Here is a 26,665-nt window from a genome sequence, read left to right as displayed (position 1 = left end):
GCGGCGGTCGCTCAGTAGACGAGCGCCTGCACGCCGTCGGCCAGCACCGCCTCGACGAAGGACGCGGCACCCGCGATGGTGGCGCCGTCCACCAGGTCCTGGGTGGTGAGGCTGCGGCGGGCGGCGCACTGGGTGCAGACCACGATCCGGCCGCCCAACCGCACCGCCTCCACGAGGTCGGTCACCGCGGCCGCGTGGGGCAGGTCGAGCGACGGCTGCCGACCCGGCACGGCGAACCAGACGGCCTCGCCGGTCAGCCAGACGGTGACGTCGGCGCCCGCGGCCAGCGCCGTCGAGGCCACCGTCCAGGCCTGGTTGGCCCGCTCGGGTGCCTCCGCACCGCAGGTCACCTTGACGACGAGGGGGCGGGGCGCGGCGTCCATGGCCGCAGTCTGCCACCCGCGGGCGCCGCCGGGCCGGTGCGGAAAACCGGTGGCCCCGCGCCCGCCGGCGTGCTTGCATCGCCCCTGCACGTCCAGCCCCGAGGAGATCCCGCCATGCGAGCAGCCCGCACGACCCAGCCGGTGACCCTCCTCCCAGACGGACGTGCCCTTGCTCCCCACTCCCGCGCGCACCCTCGCGCCGCGCACCCTGGTCATGGGCGTCGTCGCCCATGTCGACGCCGGTAAGACCAGCCTGACCGAGCGCCTGCTCGTCGCCGCCGGGGTCCTCGACCGCGCCGGCAGCGTCGACGCGGGCGACACCCAGACCGACACCATGGCCCTGGAGCGCCGCCGCGGCATCACGATCCGCTCCGCCGTCGCCACCTTCGTCGTCGACGACGTCCTGGTGAACCTGCTCGACACCCCGGGCCACGCCGACTTCATCGCCGAGGTCGAGCGGGCCCTCGCCATGCTGGACGGGGCCGTGCTCGTCGTCTCCGCCGTCGAGGGCGTGCAGGCCCAGACGGTGAAGCTGCACCGGGCCCTGCGCCGGCTCGGCCTGCCCTGCGTCGTCTTCGTCAACAAGTGCGACCGCGCCGGCGCCCGGCCCGAGGACGTCGTCGAGCGGGTCGGCCGCCGGCTCGGCGTCGACGTGCTGGCCCTGCAGGAGGTCGTCGACGCGGCCACCGCGGGGGTGGTCGTCCGGCCGCTGCCCGAGGCCGTCCTCCGCAGCCGCGCGACCGAGGTGCTCGCCGGCCACGACGACGCGGTGCTGGCCGCGTTCGTGGACGACCGGCCGCTCCCCGCCCCCGAGCTGCGTCGGCGGCTGGCCCGCGCGACCCGGGGCGGCCTCGTGCTGCCGGTGCTCTGCGGCTCGGCCATCACCGGCGCCGGCGTCGGGGAGCTGCTGGCCGCGCTGCCGGACCTGCTGCCCACCCACCGACCCTGCGCGGACGGGCCCCCGGCGGGCTCGGTGTTCAAGATCGAGCGCGGGCCGGCCGGGGAGAAGCTGACCCACCTGGTGCTCCGGCGGGGCACCGTCCGGGTGCGGGACCGGCTGGACCTCGGTCACGGGCGTGCCGAGCGCGTCACCGCCCTGGCCCTGCACAGCCCGGGCGGCGCGCAGCCGGCGGACGCGCTGCCGGCCGGCCGGATCGCCCGGGTCCGCGGGTTGGAGACGGCGCGGGTGGGCGACGTGCTCGGCCCGGTCGACCGGACGCCCATGCGGCCCGTGTTCTCCCGGCCGTCGCTGGAGGCGGTCGTCGAACCGGTCGAGCCCGCCCGGCGGGGGGACCTGCACGCCGCCCTGGCCCAGCTGGCCGAGCAGGACCCGCTGATCGAGGTGCGGCAGGACGACAGCCGCGGTGAGATCGCCGTGTCGCTCTACGGCGAGGTGCAGAAGGAGGTGCTCGGCGCCCTGCTGGCCGAGGAGTACGGCGTCGCGGTCACGTTCGGCACCTCGAGCGTGCTGTGCGTCGAACGGGTCCGCCGATCGGGCCGCGCCGTCGAGCGGATGGGCGAGGTGGGCAACCCCTTCCTGGCCACCGTCGGGCTGCGGGTGGAGCCCGCCGCGTTCGGAGCGGGGCTGGCCTTCGCGCTGGAGGTCGAGCGGGGGGCGATGCCGGCGGCCTTCTTCACCGCCGTGGAGGACGGCGTCCGCTCCGCGCTGGCCGCCGGTCCGCACGGCTGGCCGGTGCCCGACGTGAGGGTGACGATGACGCACTCCGGCTACGCGCCCCGGCAGAGCCACGCGCACCAGACGTTCGACAAGGCCATGTCGAGCACCGGGGCCGACTTCCGGTACCTGACCCCGCTGGTGCTGATGACCGCACTGCTGCGGGCGGGCTCGTGCGTCTGCGAGCCCGTGCACCGCTTCACCCTGGAGGCCCCGCGGGTCGCCCAGGGGGCGGTGCTCGGCGTGCTCGCGCAGCTGGGCGCGGTGCCGCTCGACACCGGCTACGAGGACGGGCTGGTGGTGGTGGGCGGGCACGTCCCGGCCTCCGCGGTGCACGATCTGCGGCTCCGGCTGCCCGGGCTCACCAGCGGCGAGGGGTCGTTGACCACCGGCCTGGACCACCTGCGCCCGGTGCTGGGACCGCCGCCCGAGCGGCCGCGGATCGACCACGACCCCACCGACCGGGAGACCTACCTCCGGACGGCCGCCCGGCTGGCGGGCCGGGTGTGAACCGCCCGTGGCAGCGGGCGCTGGCCGACGAGCTCACCGGCCGGCTCGGTCCGCGGGCTGCGGTCGCGGTGGCGGGCTCGGTCCGGCGGCCCGCCACCCTCGACGGCTGGAGCGACCTCGACCTGCACCTCCGGCTGGCCGACGACGCCGACCTGGCGGAGCTGGTCGCCCCGGCGGAGGTCTGGGCCCACGACCTCGCCGCGACGGCGGACGAGCAGGTCGTGCGGCTGGTGCTGCGCGACGGCCGCCGGGTGGACCTGCAGGTGCGGGGCGCCGGCCGGCTGCGCGTCGACGCCCCCGACGAGCAGGCGCAGGCGCGGTTCGTCGCCGCGATGGTGGCGGTGAAGACGGGGCGGGGCGACCGGCTGATCGCGACCCACCTGCTGCTCGGGCTGCTCCGGACCGTGCTGGTGGACGGCCTGCGGCTGCGCGACCGGGACGAGGGGACGACCGTGCACCGCACCGGCACGGCCCGCGACGCCCTGGCCACCGAGGTGGCGACGGCCGCGGCCCTGCCGCTCGAGGAGGGGCTGGCCGCCGCCCGCGCCCTGCTGGACCGCGGCTGGGCCGAGCTGCTCCCGGCTCACGTCCCCGACTGGTCCGGCCTGGACGCGCTGCTCAGCCGGGGCCGCGCACCCAGCCCATGACGAGGAGATGGTGCTGCGCCGTGCCGTGACTGCACGGCACGGCGCAGCGACGTCACCAGGAGTCGGGGGTGCTGCCCAGCGGCACGGGCTCGGGCCGGTCCACCGAGGTGGTCAGCTCGACGACGGCGTGATCCGCGCTGGAGCGGCCGACGGCGTCCATCACCTCCAGCACGTGCAGCGCCAGGTCGCCGGACGCGCGGTGCGGCCGGCCCGTCTCCAGCGCGTGCGCCAGGTCGGCCAGGCCGTAGCCCCGCCCGGCCCCGGCGTAGCCGCCCGCCACCGGCGCCGGCTGCCACGCCCCGGTCGCCGGCGCCCACAGCTCGACGGTCCCGTCGAAGTGGTTGGGGTCGGGCACGGCGAGCGTGCCCTCGGTCCCGTAGACCTCGAACAGCGGCGCCCGGGTGGCCCAGCGGTCGAACGACATCGTCAGCGTCGAGGTGACCCCGCCGCGGTGCTCGAGGACGGCGCTCGTCGTGGTGTCGGTCTCCACCGGGACCGGCGCGCCCGCCTGGGGCCCCTGGCCGACCGTCCGCGCCCGCGTCGAGCGGCGGCTGGCGCCCATCACCCGCTCGACCGGCCCCAGCAGGGTGACCAGGGCGGTCAGGTAGTACGGGCCCATGTCCAGCAGCGGGCCGCCGCCGGGCTGGTAGTAGAAGAACGGCGCCGGGTGCCAGCGCTCGTGGCCGGGCGAGCTCCAAGCGACGGCCGCGGCGTGCGGCTCGCCGACCGCGCCGTCGTCCAGCAGCCGGCGGGCGGTCTGCAGACCGGTCCCCAGCACGGTGTCCGGTGCCGACCCGACGCGCAGCCCCGCCGCCTCCGCGACGGCGAGCAGGCCGGCCCCCTCGTCAGCGGTGAGGGCCAGCGGCTTCTCGGCGTAGACGTGCTTGCCCGCCTGCAGCGCCGCCGTCCCGACCGCGACGTGCGCGGCGGGGATGGTCAGGTTGAGGACGACGTCGACGTCGTCGGCCGCCAGCAGCTCCGGCACGGAGCAGGCGGTGACGCCCTGCTCCGCGGCGACGACGGCCGCCCGGTCGGCGTCCAGGTCGGCCACGGCGCTCAGCCGCAGCCCGGGCAGTCGCGGGAACGCCGCGAAGTACTGCGCGCTGATGTGCCCGACGCCGACGACGCCGACCCGCAGCGGCGCGCTCACCGGGCGGCCCACAGCAGCCCGCGCTCGACGAGGCCGCGGACCTCGGGCTGGTCCAGCACGTCCATGCTGTGGCCCGGGGTGGCGACGAAGATGCGGCCCTTCCCCCACTGCCGCGTCCAGACCGCCGGCGAGGTGACCGGCCGGGTCCACGGGTCCCACGGCCGGACGGCCTGCGTGGTGGTGGCCAGCACGTCGACGTAGTCGTCGGTCAGCACCCAGTACTGCTCCGTGGTCAGCGACAGGGTGCCGAGCCCGGCGGTGACGGGGTGCTCGCGGCCCGCCTCCGTCAGCTCGACGGTGTAGGGGACGAAGTTGTCGCTCGCGTCCCCGAGGCGCTCCTCCAGCGCCTTGCCGGGGTGCTCGGCGAACTGCCCGCCGACCAGGTGCAGGTAGGCCGCGGAGTTCCGGTAGGAGTCCGCGATGCCGCCGTGCCAGCCGCCCAGCCCGGTACCGGCCTCGACGGCGGCCATCAGCCCGGCGAGCGCCGCCTTGCTGATCTCGCTCATGGTCACGCACTGCACCACCAGGTCGGTGGCGGCCATCCGCTCCGCGTCGGCGTACACCTCCGGGGAGTCCTCGACGGTCACGTCGAACCCCTGCTCGCGCAGGAAGGGCAGGAAGCTGTCGGAGGCCTCGACCGGCGCGTGGCCGATCCATCCGCCGCGCACGACGAGTGCGCGTCGCGAGGCGGGGGGCTGGGTGGGTGCGTCGTCGCTCACGAGCGACCAGCGTAGGCCCCCGCCCCCGCCCGACGCCGTGCGACCGCCAGCGCGGTGTCCTCCCCGACCAAGTCGGCGTTGAGGGCGGCCGCGGCCTTCAGGCCCGCCCCGGCGGCGACGACCACCTGGGCCATCGGGTCGGTGACGTTGCCGGCGACCCAGACCCCCGGCACCGACGTCGCGCCCATCGGGTCGGCGGGCACGTGGGTGCCGAGGACGTGGTCCCCCATCCGGAAGTCCTCCGCGGCGACGCCCAGGCCCGCGAGCACCGCCGACCGGGCGACGAAGCCGGGGCTGACCGCCACGACGCCCCGCGGGACCACGGCGCCCGAGACCAGCCGGACGCCGCTCAGCCGGTCGTCGGTGACCTCGAGGGCGGCCACCGGCTCGTCGACGACGTCGATCCCCCGGGCCGCCAGCTGCTCGGCCTGCTCCCCGGTCAGCGGCGGCGCCATGTGCGCGAACAGCACGACGTCGGCCGTCCACTGCCGGAACAGCAGGGCGGCGTGCACCGCGAGCGGGCCGGTGCCCAGCACGCCGATCGGTGCGTCCCGCACCTCGTAGCCGTGGCAGTACGGGCAGTGCACGACGTCACGGCCCCACCGCTCCGCGACCCCGGGCACGTCCGGCAGCACGTCGGTCAGCCCCGTGGTGACGAGGAGCCGACGGGCCGTGACGCGGCTGCCGTCCTCGAGGTCGACGGTGAAGGCGCGCCGCCCGGGGCCCGCGTCGACCGGGGCGGCAGCGCTCACCCGGCCGCTCCGCACCTCGACGCCGTACGCCGCCACCTCCGCCCGCCCCGCGGTGATCAGCGCGGCCGGCGACATCCCCTCGCTGGTCAGGTAGTTGTGCACCCCCTCGGCCGGTGCGTTGCGGGGCTCCCCCGCGTCGACCACCAGCACCCGGCGCCGGGCCCGGCCCAGGGCCAGGGCCCCGCTCAGCCCGGCGCTGCCGCCGCCCACCACCACCGCGTCGTACTGGTCCTGCCCTGCTGCCCGCTCCATGCCGCCTCCTGAGGTCCCGTGGCCCCCAGCCTGCGACGGCGGCCACCGTTTCGACAACATCTGTTGCCAGGATGGCAAGAACTGTGCTGTCCTGACCTCGTGAGCGACGACGACGGGCTGGTCCCGCAGGCGGTGCTGGACGCGGTGGGCCCCCGGCTGCGGGACCTGCGCCGGCAGCGGGGGGCGACGCTGGCCGCGCTGTCGGCGTCGACGGGGATCTCGGTCAGCACGCTGTCCCGGCTGGAGTCGGGGCAGCGCCGGCCGACGCTGGAGCTGCTGCTGCCGCTGGCCCGCGTGCACCAGGTGCCCCTGGACGACCTGGTCGGGGCGCCGGAGACCGGCGACCCCCGGGTGCACCCGCGCCCGGTGGTCCGCGCCGGCGTGACGATGGTGCCGCTGAGCCGCCGGCCCGGCGGGACCCAGGCGTACAAGATGGTCTACCCGCCACCCCGGTCGGCCCCGGCGGACCCCGAGCAGCAGACCCACGAGGGCTACGAGTGGGTCTACGTCCTGGCGGGCCGGCTGCGGCTGCGGCTCGGCGCCCACGACCTCACCCTCGAGGCCGGCGAGGTGGCGGAGTTCGACTGCCGCACCCCGCACTGGTTCGGCAACCCCGGTCCGGGCACCCTCGAGGTCCTCAGCCTGTTCGGCCCGCAGGGCGAGCGGATGCACGTCCGCGCGCGGCCGCGGCGCTCACCGCCCGCCCCCGGCTGAGGGCCCCTCAGCGCCTCTGCCGTCCACTTCTCAGCCCGCTGCCGCGGCCGCGCGCCTACCGTGGGGCCATGCCTTCGCTCCCCGGGACCCGGACGCCGCTGCTGCTCGAGCTGGACCTCACCGACCTGCCCGTCGACCCCGACCCGGGTGACCCGCTGGCCCGGCTGCGCACCCGCGGCAAGCGGCTGCTGCGGCCGACGCTCCGCGCGCTGCACGAGGCGGCGGACGACCCCCGCGTCGCGGGGCTGGTGGCCCGCGTCGGCGGCCCGCTGCCCTGGGCCGCGGCCCAGGAGCTGCGGATCGGCGTCCAGGCCTTCGCGGCCAGCGGGAAGCCGACCGTCGCCTGGGCCGAGAGCTTCGGCGAGGTCGCCGACACCGCCTCCTACGTCCTCGCCACCGCCTTCGGCACCGTGTGGCTGCAGCCGGGCGGTGGTGTCGGGCTCCTCGGCGTGGCGGCGGAGACCACCTTCCTCGGGGGTGCGCTGGCCAAGCTGGGTGTCCAGCCGGAGTTCGAGCAGCGGCACGAGTACAAGAACGCCGTCGACACCTTCACCCGGACCGGCTTCACCGAGGCGCACCGGGCCTCGCTCGAGGGGTTGACCAGCTCGCTGCTGGACGAGGCCGTGGGGCGGGTGGCCGCCGGCCGCGGGCTGGGCGAGGAGCGGGTCCGCGAGCTCGTCGACACCGGCCCGCGCACCGCCGCGGAGGCCCTCGAGGTCGGTCTCGTCGACCGGCTCGGCTACCGCGACCAGGTCTACGCCGCGCTCCGCGCCGAGGTGGGTGAGGAGGCCGAGCTGCTCTTCGCCGACCGCTGGTCGCCGCGCCGCACGCTGCCGGCCCTCCCGTGGTCCAAGCCGGGCCGGGTGGCCCTCGTCCGCGCCCACGGCGGGATCGGCAGCGGCCGCAGCCGCCGGGGACCGATGGGCCGCCAGCTGGGCAGCGACTCGGTGGCCGCCGAGCTGCGCGCCGCGCTCGCCGACGACCAGGTCAAGGCGGTCGTGCTGCACGTCGACTCCCCCGGCGGCTCGGCCGTGGCCTCGGAGACCATCTGGCGCGAGGTGTGCCGGGTGCGCGAGTCGGGCCGGACGGTCGTCGTCTCGATGGGGGCGCTCGCGGCGTCCGGCGGCTACTACATCGCCGCGCCGGCCGACGTCATCGTCGCCCTGCCCGCCACGCTGACCGGGTCCATCGGCGTCTTCGGCGGCAAGTTCGTGGTCAGCGACCTGCTGGACCGGGCCGGGCTGACCACCGGCGCCGTGCAGCAGGGCGAGCACGCCCGGATGTACTCCTCGCGCAGGCCCTTCGGCGAGCAGGAGCGGGAGCGGCTGGCCGCGACGGTCGACGCCATCTACGACGACTTCGTCGGCAAGGTCGCCGCCGGGCGGGGCCGGCCGGTCGCGGAGGTCGAGCCGCTGGCCCGGGGCCGGGTCTGGACCGGCCGCGAGGCCCGGGAGCGCGGGCTGGTCGACGAGCTGGGCGGCCTGCAGGACGCCGTCCGGATCGCCCGGGAGCGCGCCGGGCTGCCCGACGACGCCCCGGTCGGCCCGGCCGTGCACCTGCCGCCCGCGGCGCGGATCGGCCGGGCCCGCAACAGCGAGGACCCGCGCGCGGCGTCCGCGGTCACGGCCTGGCCCGGGCTCACCGACCTGACCCGGGCCCTCGGCCTGCCCGCCGGGGCCGAGCTCACGATGCCGGCCCTCCGGCTGCGCTGAGCGCTCCAGCCGTGTTCGAGGGCTTCGCCGCCGAGACGGTGGACGTCGACGGGTCCGCGGTGTTCCTGCGGCACGGGGCGCGGGCCCGCCCTCGTGCTGCTGCACGGCCACCCGCGGACCTCGGCCACCTGGCACCGGGTCGCGCCGCGGCTGGTCGAGGCCGGGTTCACCGACCGGGCCGCCGGCCGCACGGTCGACTGCCCCCTGCTGCTGCTCTGGTCGTCGCGCGACGACCTGGTCCGGCTGGTCGGCGACCCGCTGGCGGTCTGGCGGCCCTGGGCCACCGACCTGCGCGGGCACGGCCTGGACTGCGGGCACCACGTCGCCGAGGAGGCGCCCGCGGTCCTGACCGCCGCGCTCCTCGACTTCCTGCGCCCGGGGCCCGTCGGCTGAGGGCCGCGGATCGCTGGCGGGTGCCAGACTCGGGCGCATGATCGGACGCCTGCACGGGATCGTGATCGACTGCCCGGACCCCGGCGCCCTCGCGTCGTTCTACGAGGAGCTGCTCGGGATGCTGCGGGTCCAGGACGAGGGCGACTGGGTGGTCATCGGCGACGCCGCGGACCGGCCCGGCGTCGCCTTCGCCCGGATCGCGCACTTCCGGCCGCCCACCTGGCCCGACGGCGACCGTCCGCAGCACCGGCACTTCGACGTGCGCGTCGAGGACCTCGACGTGGCCCAGGAGGCGGCGCTGCGGCTCGGGGCGACCCGGCTCCCGGGCGGCGGCCCGACCTGTCGCGTGCTCGCCGACCCGGTGGGGCACCCGTTCTGCCTGGTCACCCTGCCCGCAGGGGGCTGAGCCGTGCGGCTGGTGGTGCAGCGGGCGTCGTCGGCCCGCGTCGAGGTGGACGGTGCCGTGGTGGGCGCCCTGCCCGGGCCGGGCCTGCTGGTGCTGGTGGGCGTGACCCACGCCGACACCCCGGCCGACGCCGACCGGCTGGCCGAGAAGGTCTGGACCCTGCGGATCCTCGACGGGGAGCGGTCGGCCGCCCAGGAGGAGTCCCCGCTGCTGGTGGTCAGCCAGTTCACCCTCTACGCCGACACGCGCAAGGGCCGCCGGCCGTCGTGGAGCGCGGCGGCACCGCGACCGGTCAGCGAGCCGCTGGTGGAGGCGTTCGTCGACGCGCTGCGGAGGCGGGGCGCCCACGTCGAGACCGGGGTGTTCGGCGCTGACATGCAGGTGAGCCTGACCAACGACGGTCCGGTCACGCTGGTCCTGGACTCCTGAGGGCGACCGGCCGGCGACCGGTCAGCGGGCGGTGAGGAACGCGAGCAGCAGCAGCGCGCAGCCGAGACCGCCGGCGAGCAGCGCGGCCGCCGGCCAACGCCGGGCGGCGGGCCGGGTGGTGGGTGACCACCGCACGGCCGGCGCCGGCGTGAGGACGGCCAGGCCGGAGGTCGTGGTGAGCAGCGCCCGACCGGCACCGGTGGTGGCGTCCCCCGCGGTCGCAGCCCGCGGGCTGGCGGCGGGCTGGTCCGGCCGGAACAACCAGCTGTGGTCCAGGGTGCCCTCGGGCGGGCGCAGTGCTGGCTCGAAGGCCCGCAGCCCCGAGCGACCGGTCGCCCCGCGGTAGAGCGACTCGACGGCGTCGAGCCCCGGGTCGGTCGTCGCGGCCGACCACGGGCGGCCGGGGGGCGGGGGTGCAGCAGGGGAGGACATCGCGTCAGAGACTACCGGAGCCGGCTCCCCTGCACCCCGGGAACGACGACGTCGCCGTCGTCCCGGGGCAGGGTGCACCCGACCGGGAGGGTCAGGCGGCCTCGAGCTCGACGTCCACCTCGGCCACGCTGCCCCGCGCCGCCCGGACGACCCGGTCCGTCTTCGCCCCGGGGGCCAGCGTGCGCAGCGTCCACGCGCCGTCCCCGGCGAAGAACCGGAAGTGCCCGGTGGCCGAGGTCGGGACCTCGGCGGTGAACTCGCCGTCGGCGTCGAGCAGCCGCACGTAGGCGCCGGAGACGGGGTTCCCGGACCGCAGCACGCGCCCCTGGATCACCGCTTCCTTGGTGGTGTCGATGCCGGCGACGCTGAGGCCGCCCGTGGTGGCTCCGCACATGGTGTTCTCCTCGGGATGGGTGACGCGGTGGGGTGGTGGTCGGACCGTCAGGCCTGGCCGGGCTCGTCGCCGACGGCGATGGGGACGCCGATGAGCGAGCCGTACTCGGTCCAGGAGCCGTCGTAGTTCTTGACGTTCGGCTGGCCGAGCAGCTCCTGCAGCACGAACCAGGTGTGCGAGCTGCGCTCGCCGATCCGGCAGTAGGCGATGATGTCGCCGTCGAAGTCGACGCCGGCCGCGCCGTAGAGCGTGCGCAGCTCGTCGTCGGACTTGAAGGTCCCGTCGTCGTTGGCCGCCTTGCTCCACGGGACGTTCACCGCGGTCGGGATGTGGCCGCCGCGCTGCGACTGCTCCTGCGGCAGGTGCGCCGGGGCCAGCAGCCGGCCGGCGAACTCGTCGGGGCTGCGGACGTCGACCAGGCTCTTGGTGCCGATCGCCGCCACGACCTCGTCGCGGAACGCGCGGATGTCGTTGTTGGGCGCCGAGGCGGTGTAGCTCGTCGCGGGGCGGGTGACCTTCTCGGTGCTCAGCGGCCGCGCCTCGAGCTCCCACTTCTTGCGCCCGCCGTCCATCAGCCGCACGTCGCCGTGGCCGTACAGCTTGAAGTACCAGTACGCGTAGGCCGCGAACCAGTTGTTGTTGCCGCCGTACAGCACGACCGTGTCGTCGTTGGCGATGCCGCGCTCGGACAGCAGCGCACCGAACTGGGCCTGGTCGACGAAGTCGCGGCGCACCGGGTCCTGCAGGTCGGCCTTCCAGTCCAGCTTCACGGCGCCCTCGATGTGGCCGCCGTCGTAGGCCGTGGTGTCCTCGTCGACCTCGACGAGGACCACGCCGTCGTCGCTGCCGTGCTGGGCGACCCAGTCGATGTCGACGAGTGCTTCTGACCTGCTCATGTGCTGATCACTCCTGTGTGCTGGTGCCCGGCGGTGCCGGGCGCGCTGGGGTCCACGCAGATCCGTGCGTGAGCGGGCGGGAGACGGCGGGGACGCGGGCGCGGAGAGCGCACCAGGGCAGCGAGGCGTCCTAGAGCCGGGGGGACCGACACAAGGAGGAGCGCATGCGGCCGTGGTCGACGGCCCTGCGCCGGGTGAGCACGAGGGCCCACACCTTCTTGGTGGTCACAGGCTCACGGTACGACGGCGCGTCCGGTGCACCCAAGCGAAGTCCCGCATGCTGGTACTGCTGTCCACCATGTGGATGAATACTTGAAGCGTCCACATGCTGAGCGGTCGTGCGGTGATCTCGTTCACACCCTGGGCGGGCCGGAACCGCCGGCGAAAGGGGGCAGGACCTCGACCCGGACGGGTCGGTCGAGCGGTGCGTCGAGCTCGGCGTCGCGGGCGGCCAGGCCGTCCACGAGCAGCGAGCAGGCGGCGACCACGCGGGCGAAACGGGCGTCCCGGCCGGTCCCGGCGAGCTCCAGCGCCTGCCGGACGGAGCCCGCCTCGACCACCTCCGAGACGGTGCCGGCGGCCGCCCGGGCCCCCGCCCAGTAGTGGAGGTGAACACTCGGCATTGCAGTAGTGTCGGGCATGCACCGTGGCCCTGGCCACACCGCCGGGGTTCGCCGGAGCACCACGCGTCACAGCAACCCCCTTGCCGAGGAGGCCCCGGATGGCGACCCTGCTGCTCCTCACCAACGACATGCACACGTCCTCGGAGATCCTGCCGGCGCTGGAGCTGCTCCCGCACCACGTGAAGGTCGCCCAGGCCGAGGCCACCGCACTGCTCGACGCTCCGGCCGCCGACGTCATCCTCCTCGACGCCCGCCGCGACCTCGTCGGGGCGCGCTCGTTGTGCCGGCTGATCGAGACCACCGGCAAGGAGTCGCCGCTGCTCGTCATCGCCAGCGAGGGCGGTCTGGCGGCGCTGTCCTCCGACTGGGGGTTCGACGACCTGCTGCTGGCCACCGCCGGCCCCGCCGAGGTGGACGTCCGGCTCCGGCTGGCGATGACGCCGTCCGTCGCCGCCGGCGCCGACCCGCTGATCCAGACCGGCAACATCGTCATCGACGAGGCCGGCTACTCCGCCAAGCTCAACGGCACCCAGCTGGACCTCACCTACACCGAGTTCGAGCTGCTGAAGTACCTCGCCCAGCACCCGGGCCGGGTGTTCAGCCGCCAGCAGCTGCTGAGCGACGTCTGGGGCTACGACTACTACGGCGGCACCCGCACCGTCGACGTCCACGTGCGGCGGCTGCGGGCCAAGCTGGGCCCCGAGCACGAGTCGGTCATCGGCACCGTGCGCAACGTGGGCTACCGCTTCGTCGCCCCCGTCGAGGAGCCGAACCGCGTCACCTCGGGCTGAGCGCTCCGGCCCCACCCGCCACCCGCTCCCCCAGCTCGTAGACCTCGGACGCCCGCCCGACGATCCTCGGGTCCGGCACCCCGACCACCTCGGCGTCCTTCCCGTCGTAGTCGGCCCGGTGCAGCAGGAAACGCATCGCCTCCAGCCGCGCGCGCAACTTGTCGTTGCTCTTGACCACCGTCCACGGCGCCGTGTCGGTGTCGGTCGCCGCGAACATCTCCTCCTTCGCCGCGGTGTAGGCCTCCCACTTGTCGAGCGACGCGAGGTCCATCGGCGAGAGCTTCCACTGCCGCACCGGGTCGATCTGCCGGATCAGGAACCGGGTGCTCTGCTCGCGCTTGGACACCGAGAACCACAACTTCACCAGGTCGAAGCCGTCGTCGATCAGCAGCTCCTCGAACCGGGGGGCCTGCCGCAGGAACTGCGCGTGCTCGGCGTCGGTGCAGAAGCCCATCACCCGTTCGACACCGGCGCGGGTGTACCAGGAGCGGTCGAACAGCGTGATCTCCCCGGCCGCCGGCAGGTGGTCGACGTAGCGCTGGAAGTACCACTGCCGCACCTCGCGGTCGGTCGGCTTCTCCAGCGCGACCACCCGGGCGGTGCGGGGGTTGAGGTGCTCGGTGAGCCGCTTGATCGTGCCGCCCTTGCCCGCGGCGTCGCGGCCCTCGAACGCCACGACCAGCCGACCGCCCGTCGCCTTGGTCCAGCGCTGCAGCTTGAGCAGCTCGATCTGCAGCAGCCGCTTCTCGCGCTCGTAGACCTCCGTCGACAGCCGCTCGGCGTAGGGGTAGCCCTCGCGCCAGGTGTCGACGACCGGGCCGTCGACGGCCCGCAGGACCGGGTCGTCGTCGTCGAGCTCCTCCACCGTGAAGTCCTCGGCGCCGTAGCGCTCCTTCAGCCAGAGCAGCTGCTCGCGCAGCCCCGGGCTCCACACGTCGCTCACGCCGGTGTTCTAGCGCGCCGCGGCGACCGGCGGGCGACGCCCGGGTGAACGGCCGTTCACCCGGGCCGCCGCTCCAGCACCGCCTGGGCGACGGCCCGGTGCGGCGGGGAGATGGTCACCGACCGCCCGGACGTGAGGTCCCAGCAGGCGTCCTGCAGCACCCGGACCGCGGTCCAGGCCGCCGCGCGGCCCCGGTCGAGGCCCATCACCTCGGTCATCAGGTCGAAGCGGGCCCGGACGGCGCGCGGCACGTCCCCGGTCGCGACCACGGCGTCCCACCGGTTCCAGAGGGCGGGCAGCAGCTCGAACCCCGGGTCACCCGCGAGCGGCTTCGGGTCGATCGCCCGCCAGCCGGCGCCGTCGAGGGTGGCCAGCACGTTGCTGTGGTGCAGGTCCCAGTGCAGCAGCCGGTCCCCGACCGGCTCGGTCAGCAGCTCGGCGAGCAGCCCGGCCACCCGCCCGAGCAGCGCGCGCTCCGCCGGGTCGGCCGCCAGCGCGAGCGCCTGCGGCACCGACGCGAGGGTGGCGCCGGCGACGTCGACCAGCCGGCGGAGCACCGGTGGGGCGGTCACGGCGTTGAACCGGGCCAGCAGGTCCGCGATCAGCCTCGTCGCCGTCCGGTCGTCCGGCTCGGACAGCAGGTTGCGCGCCGCGTCGAGCCGCTCGAGCAGCATCGTCCCGCTGGCCTCGTCGTGCTCGAGCAGGGCGACGGCGCCCCGGCCGGCCCAGAGCCGGAGGGCCAGCCCCTCGCCGACCGTCTCGTCGTCGACGGGTTGCACCTTGAGCGCGGCGGGGGTGCCGTCGGCCCGGCGCACGGGCAGCACCAGGGCCACCGCACCCGAGGCGGCGGGGCCGTCCGGCGTCAGCGACCAGCGGTCCAGCCAGTGCGCGGCCAGCCCGGGCAGCGCAGCGACCCAGCGGTCGCCGGCAGCGCCGAAGTAGCGCCGGTGGGAGGCGGCCAGCGCCGCCGGGACCTCGACGGCCGGGACGGGGGCCCGGTCAGCGGCGGGGGGCATCGCCGGGCTGCGGGGTGTCCCGCTCGACGATCGCCGCCGCGGCCTCCTGCCGGGCCCGTTCCCGGGCCAGCAGCCGGCGCATGTGGGCGGGCACGGTCCCGGGCGGGCCCTCGGGCCGGACGTACTGCACGGCGCCGAGGATCTGGCCGCCCAGCAGCAGCACGAGGGAGAGCGCCATCAGCGCGGCCGCCGTGGCCGACCAGCCCGCGGCCGCACAGCCCGCCATCGCGGCGAAGAGGGCGCCGACGGCGACGGGGTAGGAGGCGACGTGGGCCCACCAGGAGAAGGGGGCCAGCGTCCGCGGTCCGGTGGCGCGCTCGCCGCGCCACCAGGCCATCGCCTGGCGCCAGGCCAGCAGCTGCAGCACGCAGATGCCGAGCACCAGCACCGCGCAGACCAGCAGGAACGCCCCCCAGCCGACGCCGGACGCCGTCGCGGTGGTGAACCGGGGGAAGGTGACCAGGGCCCCGACGGCGGCCAGCACCGACGCGGCGGCGGCGGCGGTCCCGACCTGGGTGATCCGCAGGTGCGGGGTCATCCGCGCGGCGACGGCCGGCTGGCCGCTCGCCCCGTAGGCGGCGACCTGGTCGGCCTGGTACTCCTCGTCGCGCATCCACGTCCCCTCAGGCGTCGCCCGCGCCCGGGGCGGGGCGGGCCAGCACCGGCCAGCATAGATCCCCTACTGTCGGCGGTATGGCGCGCTCGGTCCGGACCACCACCCTGGAACGGCTCGACCCGGCCCACGCCGACGCGGTGCGCCGGCTGGTGGCCGACGCGGCCGTGGTCGACGGTGCGAGCGCGCTGAACGAGGCCGCGCTGCTGGCCCTCGAGCACCCCGGCGACGTGCGGCACGTGCTCGCCCTGCCCGCCGACGGCGCGGACGTGGCCGACGGTGCGCCCCTCCGCGGCTACGCCCAGCTGGAGCGCGGGCTCGGGTCCAGCACGGGGCAGCTGGTCGTGCACCCCGGGCAACGGCGCCAGGGGGTGGGGACGTCGCTGCTCCGGCAGCTGGTCGCGCAGGCGCCCAGCCGGCTGCAGGTCTGGGCGGTGGGCGACCGTCCCGCCGCGCAGGTGCTGGCGCGGCACGTGGGCCTGGTGCCCGCCCGGGAGCTGCTGGTGATGACGCGCCCGCTGGACGCGGGACTGCGCGCACCGCGCGTCCCCGACGGCGTCGAGATCCGCACCTTCGAGCCCGGCCGCGACGAGCAGGCCTGGCTGGGCGTCAACGCCCGCGCCTTCGCCTCCCACCCCGAGCAGGGCGCCATCACCGCCGACGACCTCGCCCTGCGGATGGCCGAGCCGTGGTTCGACGCGGGCGGGTTCTTCCTGGCCGAGCGGGCGGGGGTGCTGGTGGGCTTCCACTGGACCAAGCAGCACCCCGGCACGCTCGGCGAGGTGTACGTGCTGGGCGTCGACCCGGGCGCCGGCGGCCAGGGCCTCGGCGGCGCCCTGCTGGACACGGGCCTGCAGCACCTGCGGGCGGTGGGCGACACCGAGGTGGAGCTGTACGTCGAGGGGGACCACGCCGGGGCCGTCGGCCTGTACACCGGGCGTGGCTTCAGCACAGCCAGCCGTGATGTGATGTACGCCCAACCGTGAGCCCCCGGACACCCGGACCCCCCGACGTCGCGACCGCGCCGCGCTCCACCGGCGTCGCGAGGGGCCGGGCGACCGCGGGCCGCACCTCAGGAGACCGGATGGACGCAGTCGACGTGTCACCCCTCACCAGCATCCGGGGGACGGCCGGCGACCCGCTCGCGGACCCCGACGCTCCCCCGCCGCACCTGCCGCCGGACCGCTTCCTCGACCGGGAGCTGTCCTGGCTGGCCTTCAACAACCGGGTGCTGGACCTCGCGAAGGACCGTCCCCGGGTGCCGGTCCTGGAGCGGGCCAAGTTCCTGGCCATCTTCGCCAGCAACCTCGACGAGTTCTACATGGTGCGGGTGGCCGGGCTGAAGCGCCGGATCGCCGCGGGCGTCGCCGTGCCCACCGTGAGCGGGTCGATGCCCCGCGACGTGCACGCGACGATCCTCGCCCGGAGCCGCGAGCTGGTGCGGGAGCAGGCCCGGGTGTTCCAGGAGGAGGTGCGGCCCGAGCTGGCCGAGGCCGGCATCGAGATCCTCAAGTGGCACCAGCTCAACGACGACGAGCGCGACCGGATGGACGAGCTGTTCGCCGAGCGCATCTTCCCGGTCCTCACGCCGCTGGCCGTCGACCCGTCGCACCCCTTCCCCTACATCTCCGGGCTGTCGATCAACCTCGCGGTGCTGGTCCGCAACCCCGAGACCGGCGTCCGCCAGTTCGCCCGGGTGAAGGTGCCCAGCGTGCTGTCCCGCTTCCTGCCGCTCACCGAGGGCCGCTACGTCGCCCTCGAGGACGTCATCGCCCAGCACCTCGACCAGCTGTTCAGCGGCATGGAGGTCGTCCAGCACCACACCTTCCGGGTGACCCGGAACGAGGACGTCGAGGTCGAGGAGGACGACGCCGAGAACCTGCTGCTGGCGCTGGAGAAGGAGCTGCTGCGGCGCAAGGTCGGCCGTCCGCCGGTGCGGCTGGAGGTCGAGGACGACATCGACCCGAAGATGCTCGAGCTGCTGATCGGCGAGCTGGACATCGCCGAGAAGGAGGTCTTCCACGTCCCGGGGCCGCTGGACCTGCGCGGGCTGTTCGCGCTGGCCGACATCGACCGGGCCGAGCTGAAGTACCCGACCTTCCTGCCCTCCACCCACCCGCACCTGTCGGAGGTGGAGACGGCCAAGCCGGCCGACATGTTCGCCGCGCTCAAGCAGCGCGACGTGCTGCTCCACCACCCCTACGACTCCTTCGCCACCAGCGTGCAGCGGTTCATCGAGCAGGCGGCCGACGACCCCCAGGTGCTGGCGATCAAGCAGACGCTGTACCGGACCTCCGGGGACTCCCCGATCGTCGACGCGCTGATCGAGGCCGCCGAGGCCGGCAAGCAGGTGCTCTGCCTGGTGGAGATCAAGGCCCGCTTCGACGAGCAGGCCAACATCGCCTGGGCCCGCCGGCTGGAGCGGCACGGCTGCCACGTCGTCTACGGCCTGGTGGGCCTGAAGACCCACTGCAAGCTGTCGATGGTGGTCCGCGACGAGCCCGAGGGGCTGCGCCGCTACGTGCACATCGGCACCGGCAACTACAACCCCAAGACGGCCCGCACGTACGAGGACATGGGGCTGCTGACGGCCAACCCGATCATCACCGAGGACGTCGGCCGGCTGTTCAACCACCTGTCCGGGATGAGCCAGGAGACGTCCTACAAGCGGATGCTGGTCGCGCCGCACGGGATCCGTACCGGCCTCCTCGCCCGGATCGAGAGCGAGATCGACCACCAGCGCGCCGGCCGGCCGGCCGGCATCCGGATCAAGGTCAACTCCCTCGTCGACGAGGCCCTCTCCGACGCGCTCTACCGGGCGTCGCAGGCCGGGGTGCCGGTGGACCTGTGGGTGCGTGGCATCTGCACCATCCGGCCGGGCGTGCCGGGGCTGAGCGACAACATCCGCGTCCGCAGCATCCTCGGCCGCTTCCTCGAGCACAGCCGGCTGTTCTGGTTCGCCAACGGCGGCTCGCCGTCGGTGGGGATCGGCTCGGCCGACCTGATGCACCGCAACCTCGACCGCCGCGTGGAGGTCCTCGCCTCGATCACCAACCCCGCGCACGTCGCCGAGATCGGCGGGCTCTTCGACATCGCCTTCGCCAAGGGCACCGCGTCCTGGAAGCTGCAGCCCGACGGTGGCTGGACCCAGTTCACCGCCGGCGAGGACCGCGAGCCGCTGCTGGACATGCAGGAGTACCTGATCGGCGTCAAGAGCAGGCGTCGGGCGAAGTGAGCAGGGTGTGGTCGAGCGAAGTGAGCAGGGTGTGGTCGAGCGAAGTGAGCAGGGTGTGGTCGAGCGGGGTGGGATGGGCCACGTGAGCACGGCGGAGCAGGCGCGATGAGCGTCCTCGGGGGGTCCGGGGTGGCGTCGTGGTGCCGGTGAAGATGCTGGAGCGGCCGGTGGCCGCCGGCCGCACCACGAGCCGCACGCGCCCGCGTCAGCGGCCGGTCCTGGCGGCGGGCGCCCTGGTCACCCGGGAGCACCCGACCCGGGGCACCGAGGTGGTGATCGTGCACCGCAAGCGCTACGACGACTGGTCGCTGCCGAAGGGCAAGCTGGAGGCCGGGGAGTCGCTGCCGGCGTGCGCGGTCCGGGAGGTCCAGGAGGAGACCGGTGTCTCCATCCGGCTGGGCAGCCCGCTGGACCAGGTCACCTACGACCGCGGGGCAGGGCTCAAGCGCGTCGACTGGTGGTCGGGCTCGGTGGTCTCGGCGGTCGGCCGGGCCCCCGACCACGAGGTCGACGTCGTCTCCTGGCTGCCCCTGAAGGCAGCCCTCAGCCGGCTCACCTTCGAGCACGACCGCTTCCTGGTCCAGCAGCAGCTGACCCAGCCGGTCACGACGCCGCTGGTGATCGTCCGGCACGCCAAGGCGATGGACCGCAAGGACTGGTCCCGCAAGGACGCGGCCCGGCCGATCAACTCCCGCGGCCGCCGGCAGGCCCGGCTGCTGATCCCGATGCTGGCGGCCTACGGCGCCGAACGGCTGGTCAGCTCGACCTCCGCCCGCTGCATCAGCACGCTGATGCCCTACGCGCACCACCGCGAGCTGCGGGTGGAGACCTACGGCCAGCTCAGCGAGGAGGAGGGCACCTCCGACGCCAAGGGCGTCGCGCGGCTGGTCACCCGGATCCGCAACCAGGCGGCGGCCGACCACCTCCCGACGGTCATCTGCGTCCACCGGCCGGTGCTGCCGCACGTCCTCGAGGCGCTCGACATGGTGCCGACGTCGCTGGTGACGGGGGAGTTCCTCGTCGCCCACCTGACCGGGGACGGCGAGGTGCACGCCCTGGAGCGGCACCGCCCCCAGGCCTGAGGGCGTCGCGCCGGCCGGCCCGCCGGTCGATGACCTGAAGCGTCCAGCGCCGAAGACCCGGGCGCCGCCGCGTCAAGCCCCTGAGCAGGCTTCGCGCCGTTCGTTCACCCAGCGTTCACCTCGCGCGGTCCAACCGGACAACTCCGCTGCGTACGTTGCGGGTCGACGGGGGTCACGACGACGTCCCCGGACCTGAACTCACCAGTGCTCCATCATGTCCTTCCGAAAGGGGACCCGTGAAGATCTCACGCCTGAGCGTTGCTGCGTGCGCAGCAGTCGCCTCGCTCTCGCTCGGCCTCTCGGCCTGCGCGGCCAACGAGGGCGGCAGCGGCACCGAGCCGGCCGCCAGCGGGAGCGGGAGCGCCGGCACCGCCAGCCTGACCGGCACCCTCACCGGGATCGGCGCCTCGTCCGCCGCCACCGCGCAGGAGACCTGGGCCGCCGCCTTCCAGACCGCGAACCCCGACGTCACCGTCAATTACTCCCCCGACGGCTCGGGCGCCGGCCGTGACGCCTTCGCCGGTGGCGGGGCCGACTTCGCCGGCTCGGACCGCGCGCTGACCGCCGAGGAGGCCTCGGCCGCGTCGCTGAGCTCCTCGCGCTGCGCCGACGGCTCGGCCGCGATCGACCTGCCGATCTACGTCTCGCCCATCGCCGTCATCTACAAGCTCGACGGCGTCGACGACCTGAAGCTCGACGCGGAGACCCTCGCCGGCATCTTCAAGGGCGACATCAAGACCTGGGACGACGCCAAGATCAAGGCGCTGAACGAGGGCGCCACCCTGCCCAGCACCAACATCACCGCCGTGCACCGCGCGGACGACTCGGGCACCACCGAGAACTTCACCGACTACCTGCACACCGTCGCCCCGTCGGTGTGGGACGCCGAGCCCGACGGCGAGTGGGCCTACGAGGGCGGCGAGGCCGCCCCGCAGACCTCGGGTGTGGTGGACGCGGTGACCAACGGCAACGGGACGATCGGCTACGCCGACGCCTCGAAGGCCGGCGACCTGGGCGTGGCCGAGATCAAGGTCGGCGACAAGTTCCTGGCCCCGTCGGCCGAGGCCGCCGCAGCCGTCATCGACAACTCCCCGCGCGACACCGAGGGCCGCAGCGCCAGCGACATCGTCGTCAAGATCGACCGCAAGGCCGAGGGCGACGTCTACCCCGTCGTGCTGCTGTCCTACGCCATCGCCTGCGAGAAGTACGAGGACCCGGCCGTCGCCGCCAAGGTGAAGGGCTACCTCAGCTACGTCGCGTCCGCCAAGGGCCAGCAGGACGCCGTCGCGACCGCCAAGATGGCGCCGCTGTCGGAGAAGCTGTCCACCGAGGTCGAGGCCGCGGCCGCCAAGATCTCCTGATCCAGGAGATCCGCCACGGGACCGCCGACGACCACTCCTCCGGGGAGGGGTCGTCGGTGGTTCGATGTGGTCCAACAGCCACCACTTCCGTGGAGCAGGGGACATGACGCAGATCGAACCCGATCGGATCGCCGACACCCAGGTGGGCAGTGCGCCGACCTTCAGGGCGGACCCGCCCCCGGCGGAGCCGCCCCGCCGCACTGCCGCGACGACGGCCACCAAGGCCGTGAAGCGGCCCGGTGACCGGATCTTCGAGGGGCTCTCGACCGGCTCGGGCACCCTGATCCTCATCATCCTGGCCCTGGTGGCCGCCTTCCTCGTGGCGCAGGGCATCCCGGCCTTCACCAGCGCGGTGGACGACCTGCCCTTCGGGAACACCCTCCGCTACGTGCTGCCGCTCGCCTTCGGCACCGTCTGGGCCGCCTTCCTGGCGATGGTCATGGGCGTCCCGGTCGCCATCGCCATCGCCCTGTTCATCTCCCACTTCGCCCCCCGCCGGCTGGCGGCAGGGCTGGGCTACGTGATCGACCTGCTGGCCGCCGTGCCCTCGGTCGTCTACGGCCTGTGGGGCATCAGCGTGCTCGGCCCGCTGGTCCAGCCGGTCTACCTCTGGCTGACCGAGAACCTCGGCTTCATCCCGCTCTTCGCCGGCCCCGCCTCGGGCACCGGCCGGACGATCTTCACCGCCGCCCTGGTCCTCGCCGTGATGATCCTGCCGATCGTGACCGCCCTCAGCCGCGAGGTCTTCCTGCAGACCCCGCGCCTGCACGAGGAGGCCGCGCTCGCCCTCGGCGCGACGCGCTGGGAGATGATCACGATGGCGGTGCTGCCGTTCGCCCGCCCCGGGATCATCTCGGCGAGCATGCTGGGTCTCGGCCGCGCCCTGGGCGAGACGATGGCGGTCGCGCTCGTCCTCTCGCCGTCGGCCATCATCTCGTTCGCGCTGCTGCAGTCGACCAACCCCAGCACCATCGCGGCCAACATCGCCCTGTCCTTCCCCGAGGCCTACGGCCTGGGCACCAACCAGCTGATCGCCACCGGCCTCGTGCTGTTCGTGATCACCCTGGCCGTCAACAGCGTCGCGCGCGCGGTCATCAACCGGCGCAAAGAGTTCTCGGGAGCCAACTGATGAGCACCTCCGTCGCCACCCGCCCGCCGGGCCCGGTCACGCTGACCGCCGGCCGGCTGCCGCGCTGGTCCACCGGCCTGCTGCTGGCCGTGTGCCTGGTCGCCTCGCTGTCGCTCTTCGCCGCGTTCGGCTCGCTCGGCCTGATCCGCGTCCTCCTCGTGGCGGTGCTGCTCTACGTCGTCGTGTCCACGGCCCTCTCGGCCGCCGTCGAGGGCTCCCGCAAGGCCAAGGACCGGCTGGCGACCACCCTGGTCACCAGCGCCTTCGGCCTGGCGCTGCTGCCGCTGATCTCGCTCGTGGTCTCGGTGGTCGGTCGCGGGGCCGACCGGTTCGACGGCACCTTCTTCACCTACTCGATGCGCAGCGTGGTCGGCGAGGGCGGCGGCGCGGTGCACGCGATCACCGGGACCCTCTGGGTCACCGGCATCGCCACCCTGATCTCGGTCCCCATCGGCCTGCTCGCCGCCATCTACCTGGTCGAGTACGGCCGCGGTCGGCTGGCCCGCAGCATCACCTTCTTCGTCGACGTGATGACGGGCATCCCGTCGATCGTCGCGGGGCTCTTCGCCTACGCCCTGTTCGTGATCTTCTTCGGCCCGGGCACCAAGTCCGGCCTGGCCGGCGCCGTCGCCCTGAGCGTGCTGATGATCCCCGTCGTCGTCCGCTCGGTCGAGGAGCTGCTCAAGATCGTCCCGAACGAGCTCCGCGAGGCCGCCTTCGCGCTCGGGGTGCCGAAGTGGCTGACCATCACCAAGGTGGTGCTGCCGACGGCGCTGGCCGGCATCGTCACCGGCGTCATGCTCGCCATCGCCCGGGTGATCGGGGAGACGGCGCCGCTGCTGGTCGCGTCCGGCTTCACCCAGAGCCTCAACAACTCCCCGCTCGACGGTCCGATGATGACGCTGCCGGTGTTCGTCTACCGCTCCTACGTCGACCAGGGCAACCCGGCCTCGGCCTACGTCGACCGGGCCTGGGCCGGCGCCCTGACCCTGGTCATCATCGTCATGGTGCTCAACCTCGCCGGCCGCCTCATCGCCGCCCGTTTCGCTCCCAAGACCGGCCGCTGAGCCGGCGCACCCAGGAAGAACAGACATGTCGAAGCGCATCGAGGTCAAGGACCTCAACGTCTACTACGGCTCCTTCAAGGCGGTCGAGGACGTCCAGCTGACCGTCGAGCCCCGGACCGTCACCGCCTTCATCGGTCCGTCCGGGTGCGGCAAGTCGACGTTCCTCCGCACCCTCAACCGGATGCACGAGGTGATCCCCGGCGCCTACGTCGAGGGCTCGGTCCGGCTGGACGGCGACGACCTCTACGGCCCGGGCGTCGACCCGGTGCGGGTGCGGCGCCAGGTCGGGATGGTGTTCCAGCGCCCGAACCCCTTCCCCACCATGTCGATCGCGGACAACGTGCTGGCCGGGGTGCGGCTGAACAACCAGCGGATGTCCTCCGCCAAGTCGAAGGAGCTGCTGGAGACCTCGCTGCAGGGCGCGAACCTGTGGAACGAGGTGAAGGACCGGCTCGACAAGCCCGGCTCCGGCCTCTCGGGTGGTCAGCAGCAGCGGCTCTGCATCGCCCGCGCCATCGCCGTCCAGCCCGAGGTCATCCTGATGGACGAGCCGTGCTCGGCGCTCGACCCCATCTCCACGCTCGCCATCGAGGACCTGATCGGTGAGCTGAAGGAGGACTACACGGTGGTGATCGTCACCCACAACATGCAGCAGGCCGCCCGGGTGAGCGACCAGACGGCGTTCTTCAACCTCGCCGCCCAGGGCAAGCCGGGCCGGCTGGTGGAGATCGGCTCGACGGAGAAGATCTTCTCCAACCCGAACGAGAAGGCGACCGAGGACTACATCACCGGCCGCTTCGGCTGAGTTGCCCTCGCTCCGCTCGGGCGCGGACCGCGCTCCGTGTGCCTGGTTGGGGGGTCGGCAGCCACACGTCCTGAGACAGGCCTGTGGGTTGGGTGACGACCCCGTGAACGACCCTGGTCGCACCCCACCCACCGCCTAGACTCGCCGGCGTGAGCGCACAGGCAGGCTGGTACCCCGATCCCGGCGGTGGGCAGGACCTCTACCGCTACTGGGACGGGCGGGCCTGGTCCGCCGCGACCTCCCCCAACCCCAGCGCCCCGGCGCCCGCCCAGGGCCTCGTGAACGCGCCCGCTCCCGCGTCCGCCCAACCGCTCGGTGCTCAGCCGGGGACCGGCACCGGCTACGGCTCCGGCCAGGCCTACGGCGGCGGCCACACCGGCGGCTCGGGGGCCGGCCCGGGCGCCGGCTACGCGACCTCCGGGGCCGCTGGTCACGCCTACCCGCAGTACCAGCAGACGGCCCGCAAGCGCAGCCCGTTGGGCTGGTGGCTGGCCGGGGCCGCCGTCGTCGTGGTCCTGGTCGTCCTCGCCGTGGTGGCCGTGCGGGCCGCCACCGGCTCCGGCGGCGGGTTCTCCCCGATCCCCGGCGGCCAGGGCAGCCAGAACGCCTGCCCGACACCCGAGGAGAACCCGACGGCCACCCCCGACCCCGCCGACGGCCGGGTGCACGGCGGTCCCGTCTCCTACCCGCGGCTGGGTGCCCCCTGGTCGCCCCCGGAGTACGACGACCGGGTGCCCTTCGGCACCGACACCAAGGTGCAGCAGATCACCGTCGAGGCCGAGTACCAGCCCAGGTCGAGCTGGGTCGCCTCGATCCTGGTCGCCGAGCTGCAGGCCGGGGACGGCTTCTTCTCCCCCGAGCAGGGCTCGCAGGTGGTCGTGAAGTGCATCCTCGGCGCCTTCTACGGCGACGCCCCGGTGACCAGCGAGGTCAAGGTCAACCAGCAGGCCACCATCGACGGGCACGACGCCTGGGTCGTGGAGTCCCAGCTGAGCTTCGAGATCGACGGCCTCCAGACCAAGGGCGAGCTGCTGCTCGTGGCCATCGTCTCCGCCGGCGCGACCTCCGGCCTGTACTACGCCTCGATCCCCGACACCCGCCCCGAGCTGGTCCAGCCGGCCCGCGACGCGCTGGCGCAGCTGCAGGTCGACGGCTGACGGCTCCCCGGGGCGGGCGGCGGCTCAGCAGTCCGCGAGGCCCCTCCGGTCCTTGAGGGCCAGCACCCGGGCGGCGCTCTCGTCGACCCGGGTGGCGAACGCCGGGTCCGCCGCCGCGCGCTCCACCAGCGCCTGCGCCATGGTCGTCGCCTCCGTCGGGTCGCCGACGATCGCGAGGTCCCCGCCGGCCCGGACGAAGCCCACGACCCGCCGGCCGGGTGTGAAGTCCTGCACCGCCGCCGCGGCGAGGTCGTCGGAGATGACCACCCCGTCGAATCCGAGGTCGCCGCGGATCATCCCGTCCACCACGGTGGCCGAGAACGCGGCCTGCCGGGCGCGGTCGATCTTGGTGTAGACGACCGAGGACACCATCACCATGTCGACGCCGGCGTCGACGGCCGCCCGGAAGCCGGCCAGGCCGGGGTCGCGACGGGTGGTCGTGGTGTCGACGACCCGGGTGGCGGTGTCGGTGTTGCCGCGCACCTTCCCGATCCCCGGGAAGTGCTTGACGGCGGTGGCGATGCCGGCCTCCCCCAGGCCGCTGGTGAAGGCGTCGACCTTCGCGGCGACCACCGACGGCGAGGAGCCGTAGCCCCGGCGCAACCCGGCGATCGGCTCGTTGACCGCCGCCAGCTCGCGCGGGACGACGTCGGCGACGGGCGCGAGGTCGGCGTTGATGCCGGCGCGGTCCAGCTGGTCGCCCCAGGTCTCGGCCTTCGACGCCAGCTCCTCGTCCGACAGCCTCGCCTGCTGCTGGGCGGACGGGATGTCGGAGAAGCCCTCGCCCGCGAGCCGCTGGACGAGCCCCCCCTCCTGGTCGGCGGCCAGCAGGACGTTGACCCGCTGCGGGCGGACCGCGGCCGCGCGGACGTCCGCGACGACGCCCTGGACGGCCTTCAACCCGGCCGTGGAGTTGCCCAGCAGGATGACGCTGCCGGCCTGCGTCCGGCCGACGGCGGCGGCCTGCTCGGCGGTCATCCCGGTCGAGGTGACCGCGACCATCAGCAGCTGCCCCACCCGCTCCTCCGGCGTCAGCCGTCGCACCAGCGCGGCGCAGCGGCCGGCCGCGTCCCCGGCGGGGGTCGCCCCGGAGGACGGCGTGCCGCTCGGCGTGGACGCCGGGCCGGCCGGACCGCCCGCACTGGCCGACGCGGACGCCGACGGCCCTCCGGCCGGGGACGACGACGGGGCTGCCGGGCTCGCGCCCGTCGGAGCGGCCGCGCTCGAGGTGCTGGGCGCGGGCGCCGCGCCGAGGACCCCGCAGGAGCCCAGCCCGACCAGCAGCGGACCGAGCACCAGCGCGGTGAGCCCGGGCCGCAGGCGGCGGCGGACGGGCATCGATGACGACATGTGAGACCTCCCGGGGCAACTGTTCCATC

28 protein-coding genes are annotated in these 26,665 nt (G+C 74.6%); 16 read left to right on the top strand and 12 right to left on the bottom strand.

All coding sequences use genetic code 11. The features are described from left to right. Positions 1 to 11: 11 nt before the first annotated feature. Positions 12 to 383 (bottom strand): DsrE family protein, encoded by a 372-nt coding sequence (locus tag BLT72_RS02360; RefSeq protein WP_091409615.1) that lies wholly within the window; start codon positions 381 to 383, stop codon positions 12 to 14. A 163-nt stretch (positions 384 to 546) separates the two neighbouring features. On the opposite strand from BLT72_RS02360, the gene BLT72_RS02355 reads away from it, so the two are divergent. Together BLT72_RS02355 and BLT72_RS02350 are read left to right on the top strand one after the other, a co-directional pair. Further along, complete coding sequence (locus BLT72_RS02355; RefSeq protein WP_231930279.1) at positions 547 to 2,568, top strand: elongation factor G; 2,022 nt, start codon at positions 547 to 549, stop codon at positions 2,566 to 2,568. Further along, on the top strand, positions 2,565 to 3,215 hold the full coding sequence (locus BLT72_RS02350; RefSeq protein WP_091409610.1) for a hypothetical protein: 651 nt from the start codon (positions 2,565 to 2,567) through the stop codon (positions 3,213 to 3,215). Before BLT72_RS02355 ends, BLT72_RS02350 begins: the two co-directional genes overlap by 4 nt. Before the next feature lie 52 nt (positions 3,216 to 3,267). On the opposite strand, the gene BLT72_RS02345 is transcribed toward BLT72_RS02350, so the two are convergent. From BLT72_RS02345 to BLT72_RS02335, 3 genes are read right to left on the bottom strand one after another with little or no spacing between them, the layout of a single operon-like run. Further along, positions 3,268 to 4,365: a Gfo/Idh/MocA family protein gene (locus BLT72_RS02345; protein ID WP_091416496.1), complete on the bottom strand. Its 1,098-nt coding sequence runs from the start codon at positions 4,363 to 4,365 to the stop codon at positions 3,268 to 3,270. Continuing rightward, positions 4,362 to 5,084: a ThuA domain-containing protein gene (locus BLT72_RS02340; RefSeq protein WP_091409606.1), complete on the bottom strand. Its 723-nt coding sequence runs from the start codon at positions 5,082 to 5,084 to the stop codon at positions 4,362 to 4,364. The genes BLT72_RS02345 and BLT72_RS02340 overlap by 4 nt, the downstream gene beginning before the upstream one ends. Beyond that, positions 5,081 to 6,088: an NAD(P)/FAD-dependent oxidoreductase gene (locus BLT72_RS02335; RefSeq protein ID WP_091409603.1), complete on the bottom strand. Its 1,008-nt coding sequence runs from the start codon at positions 6,086 to 6,088 to the stop codon at positions 5,081 to 5,083. Before BLT72_RS02335 ends, BLT72_RS02340 begins: the two co-directional genes overlap by 4 nt. Before the next feature lie 99 nt (positions 6,089 to 6,187). Between BLT72_RS02335 and BLT72_RS02330 the strand changes: the two genes are divergently transcribed. From BLT72_RS02330 to dtd, 5 genes are all read left to right on the top strand, one after another. Then, the gene (locus BLT72_RS02330) at positions 6,188 to 6,802 is read left to right on the top strand and encodes a helix-turn-helix domain-containing protein (protein ID WP_091409600.1); all 615 of its coding nucleotides are present in this window, start codon (positions 6,188 to 6,190) and stop codon (positions 6,800 to 6,802) included. 68 nt (positions 6,803 to 6,870) lie between these two features. Further along, a complete protein-coding gene (sppA, locus tag BLT72_RS02325) occupies positions 6,871 to 8,514 on the top strand; it encodes a signal peptide peptidase SppA (RefSeq protein ID WP_091409598.1) in 1,644 nt (547 codons plus the stop codon). A gap of 93 nt (positions 8,515 to 8,607) precedes the next feature. Further along, positions 8,608 to 8,907: an alpha/beta fold hydrolase gene (locus BLT72_RS02320; RefSeq protein WP_197677172.1), complete on the top strand. Its 300-nt coding sequence runs from the start codon at positions 8,608 to 8,610 to the stop codon at positions 8,905 to 8,907. 37 nt (positions 8,908 to 8,944) lie between these two features. After that, positions 8,945 to 9,313: a VOC family protein gene (locus BLT72_RS02315; RefSeq protein WP_091409595.1), complete on the top strand. Its 369-nt coding sequence runs from the start codon at positions 8,945 to 8,947 to the stop codon at positions 9,311 to 9,313. Positions 9,314 to 9,316: 3 nt separating this feature from the next. After that, positions 9,317 to 9,742, top strand: coding sequence for a D-aminoacyl-tRNA deacylase (gene dtd, locus BLT72_RS02310; RefSeq protein ID WP_091409592.1), 426 nt, complete (start codon positions 9,317 to 9,319; stop codon positions 9,740 to 9,742). 21 nt (positions 9,743 to 9,763) lie between these two features. On the opposite strand, the gene BLT72_RS02305 is transcribed toward dtd, so the two are convergent. The 4 genes from BLT72_RS02305 to BLT72_RS02290 form a co-directional block, all read right to left on the bottom strand. Then, positions 9,764 to 10,174 carry a hypothetical protein gene (locus BLT72_RS02305; protein ID WP_091409587.1) on the bottom strand — a complete coding sequence of 137 codons (411 nt, stop codon included), beginning with the start codon at positions 10,172 to 10,174 and terminating at the stop codon, positions 9,764 to 9,766. Positions 10,175 to 10,265: 91 nt separating this feature from the next. Continuing rightward, entirely contained in the window at positions 10,266 to 10,568 is a 303-nt protein-coding gene (locus tag BLT72_RS02300; RefSeq protein WP_091409584.1) for a DUF1416 domain-containing protein, read from the bottom strand. 47 nt (positions 10,569 to 10,615) lie between these two features. Then, positions 10,616 to 11,464 (bottom strand): sulfurtransferase, encoded by an 849-nt coding sequence (locus tag BLT72_RS02295; protein ID WP_091409580.1) that lies wholly within the window; start codon positions 11,462 to 11,464, stop codon positions 10,616 to 10,618. Positions 11,465 to 11,817: 353 nt separating this feature from the next. Continuing rightward, complete coding sequence (locus tag BLT72_RS02290) at positions 11,818 to 12,087, bottom strand: MoaD/ThiS family protein (protein ID WP_091409577.1); 270 nt, start codon at positions 12,085 to 12,087, stop codon at positions 11,818 to 11,820. A 98-nt stretch (positions 12,088 to 12,185) separates the two neighbouring features. On the opposite strand from BLT72_RS02290, the gene BLT72_RS02285 reads away from it, so the two are divergent. After that, positions 12,186 to 12,878: a winged helix-turn-helix transcriptional regulator gene (locus BLT72_RS02285; RefSeq protein WP_091409573.1), complete on the top strand. Its 693-nt coding sequence runs from the start codon at positions 12,186 to 12,188 to the stop codon at positions 12,876 to 12,878. On the opposite strand, the gene ppk2 is transcribed toward BLT72_RS02285, so the two are convergent. From ppk2 to BLT72_RS02270, 3 genes are all read right to left on the bottom strand, one after another. Then, on the bottom strand, positions 12,865 to 13,785 hold the full coding sequence (gene ppk2, locus BLT72_RS02280) for a polyphosphate kinase 2 (RefSeq protein WP_231930534.1): 921 nt from the start codon (positions 13,783 to 13,785) through the stop codon (positions 12,865 to 12,867). The genes BLT72_RS02285 and ppk2 overlap by 14 nt on opposite strands. A gap of 92 nt (positions 13,786 to 13,877) precedes the next feature. Beyond that, complete coding sequence (locus BLT72_RS02275) at positions 13,878 to 14,837, bottom strand: aminoglycoside phosphotransferase family protein (RefSeq protein ID WP_091409570.1); 960 nt, start codon at positions 14,835 to 14,837, stop codon at positions 13,878 to 13,880. Further along, positions 14,821 to 15,450 carry a hypothetical protein gene (locus BLT72_RS02270; RefSeq protein WP_091409566.1) on the bottom strand — a complete coding sequence of 210 codons (630 nt, stop codon included), beginning with the start codon at positions 15,448 to 15,450 and terminating at the stop codon, positions 14,821 to 14,823. The genes BLT72_RS02275 and BLT72_RS02270 overlap by 17 nt, the downstream gene beginning before the upstream one ends. A gap of 80 nt (positions 15,451 to 15,530) precedes the next feature. Between BLT72_RS02270 and mshD the strand changes: the two genes are divergently transcribed. The 8 genes from mshD to BLT72_RS02230 all read left to right on the top strand — a co-directional run bounded on the left by mshD (position 15,531) and on the right by BLT72_RS02230 (position 25,286). Beyond that, positions 15,531 to 16,436: a mycothiol synthase gene (gene mshD / locus BLT72_RS02265; protein ID WP_091409563.1), complete on the top strand. Its 906-nt coding sequence runs from the start codon at positions 15,531 to 15,533 to the stop codon at positions 16,434 to 16,436. 98 nt (positions 16,437 to 16,534) lie between these two features. Beyond that, on the top strand, positions 16,535 to 18,685 hold the full coding sequence (locus tag BLT72_RS02260) for an RNA degradosome polyphosphate kinase (RefSeq protein ID WP_091409560.1): 2,151 nt from the start codon (positions 16,535 to 16,537) through the stop codon (positions 18,683 to 18,685). 137 nt (positions 18,686 to 18,822) lie between these two features. Continuing rightward, positions 18,823 to 19,767 carry an NUDIX hydrolase gene (locus BLT72_RS02255; protein ID WP_091409558.1) on the top strand — a complete coding sequence of 315 codons (945 nt, stop codon included), beginning with the start codon at positions 18,823 to 18,825 and terminating at the stop codon, positions 19,765 to 19,767. A gap of 236 nt (positions 19,768 to 20,003) precedes the next feature. Beyond that, entirely contained in the window at positions 20,004 to 21,128 is a 1,125-nt protein-coding gene (locus BLT72_RS02250) for a phosphate ABC transporter substrate-binding protein PstS (RefSeq protein ID WP_091409555.1), read from the top strand. 103 nt (positions 21,129 to 21,231) lie between these two features. Then, positions 21,232 to 22,257 carry a phosphate ABC transporter permease subunit PstC gene (pstC, locus tag BLT72_RS02245; RefSeq protein WP_091409551.1) on the top strand — a complete coding sequence of 342 codons (1,026 nt, stop codon included), beginning with the start codon at positions 21,232 to 21,234 and terminating at the stop codon, positions 22,255 to 22,257. After that, positions 22,257 to 23,324, top strand: a complete 1,068-nt coding sequence (gene pstA / locus BLT72_RS02240) for a phosphate ABC transporter permease PstA (protein ID WP_091409547.1) — start codon at positions 22,257 to 22,259, stop codon at positions 23,322 to 23,324. The genes pstC and pstA overlap by 1 nt, the downstream gene beginning before the upstream one ends. Positions 23,325 to 23,349: 25 nt before the next feature. Next, on the top strand, positions 23,350 to 24,129 hold the full coding sequence (pstB, locus tag BLT72_RS02235; protein ID WP_091409544.1) for a phosphate ABC transporter ATP-binding protein PstB: 780 nt from the start codon (positions 23,350 to 23,352) through the stop codon (positions 24,127 to 24,129). A 149-nt stretch (positions 24,130 to 24,278) separates the two neighbouring features. Next, positions 24,279 to 25,286, top strand: coding sequence for a DUF2510 domain-containing protein (locus BLT72_RS02230; protein ID WP_091409542.1), 1,008 nt, complete (start codon positions 24,279 to 24,281; stop codon positions 25,284 to 25,286). Between the two features lie 24 nt (positions 25,287 to 25,310). Here the strand turns inward: BLT72_RS02230 and BLT72_RS02225 are convergent, their stop codons facing one another. After that, positions 25,311 to 26,636 carry a glycoside hydrolase family 3 N-terminal domain-containing protein gene (locus tag BLT72_RS02225; RefSeq protein ID WP_157720247.1) on the bottom strand — a complete coding sequence of 442 codons (1,326 nt, stop codon included), beginning with the start codon at positions 26,634 to 26,636 and terminating at the stop codon, positions 25,311 to 25,313. Between the last annotated feature and the right edge of the window lie 29 nt (positions 26,637 to 26,665).

The organism is Friedmanniella luteola (genome assembly GCF_900105065.1).
Classification (GTDB): domain Bacteria; phylum Actinomycetota; class Actinomycetes; order Propionibacteriales; family Propionibacteriaceae; genus Microlunatus; species Microlunatus luteolus.
The sequence above is the reverse complement of the archived record's forward strand: the minus strand, read 5'-3'. Positions and strand labels throughout refer to the sequence as shown.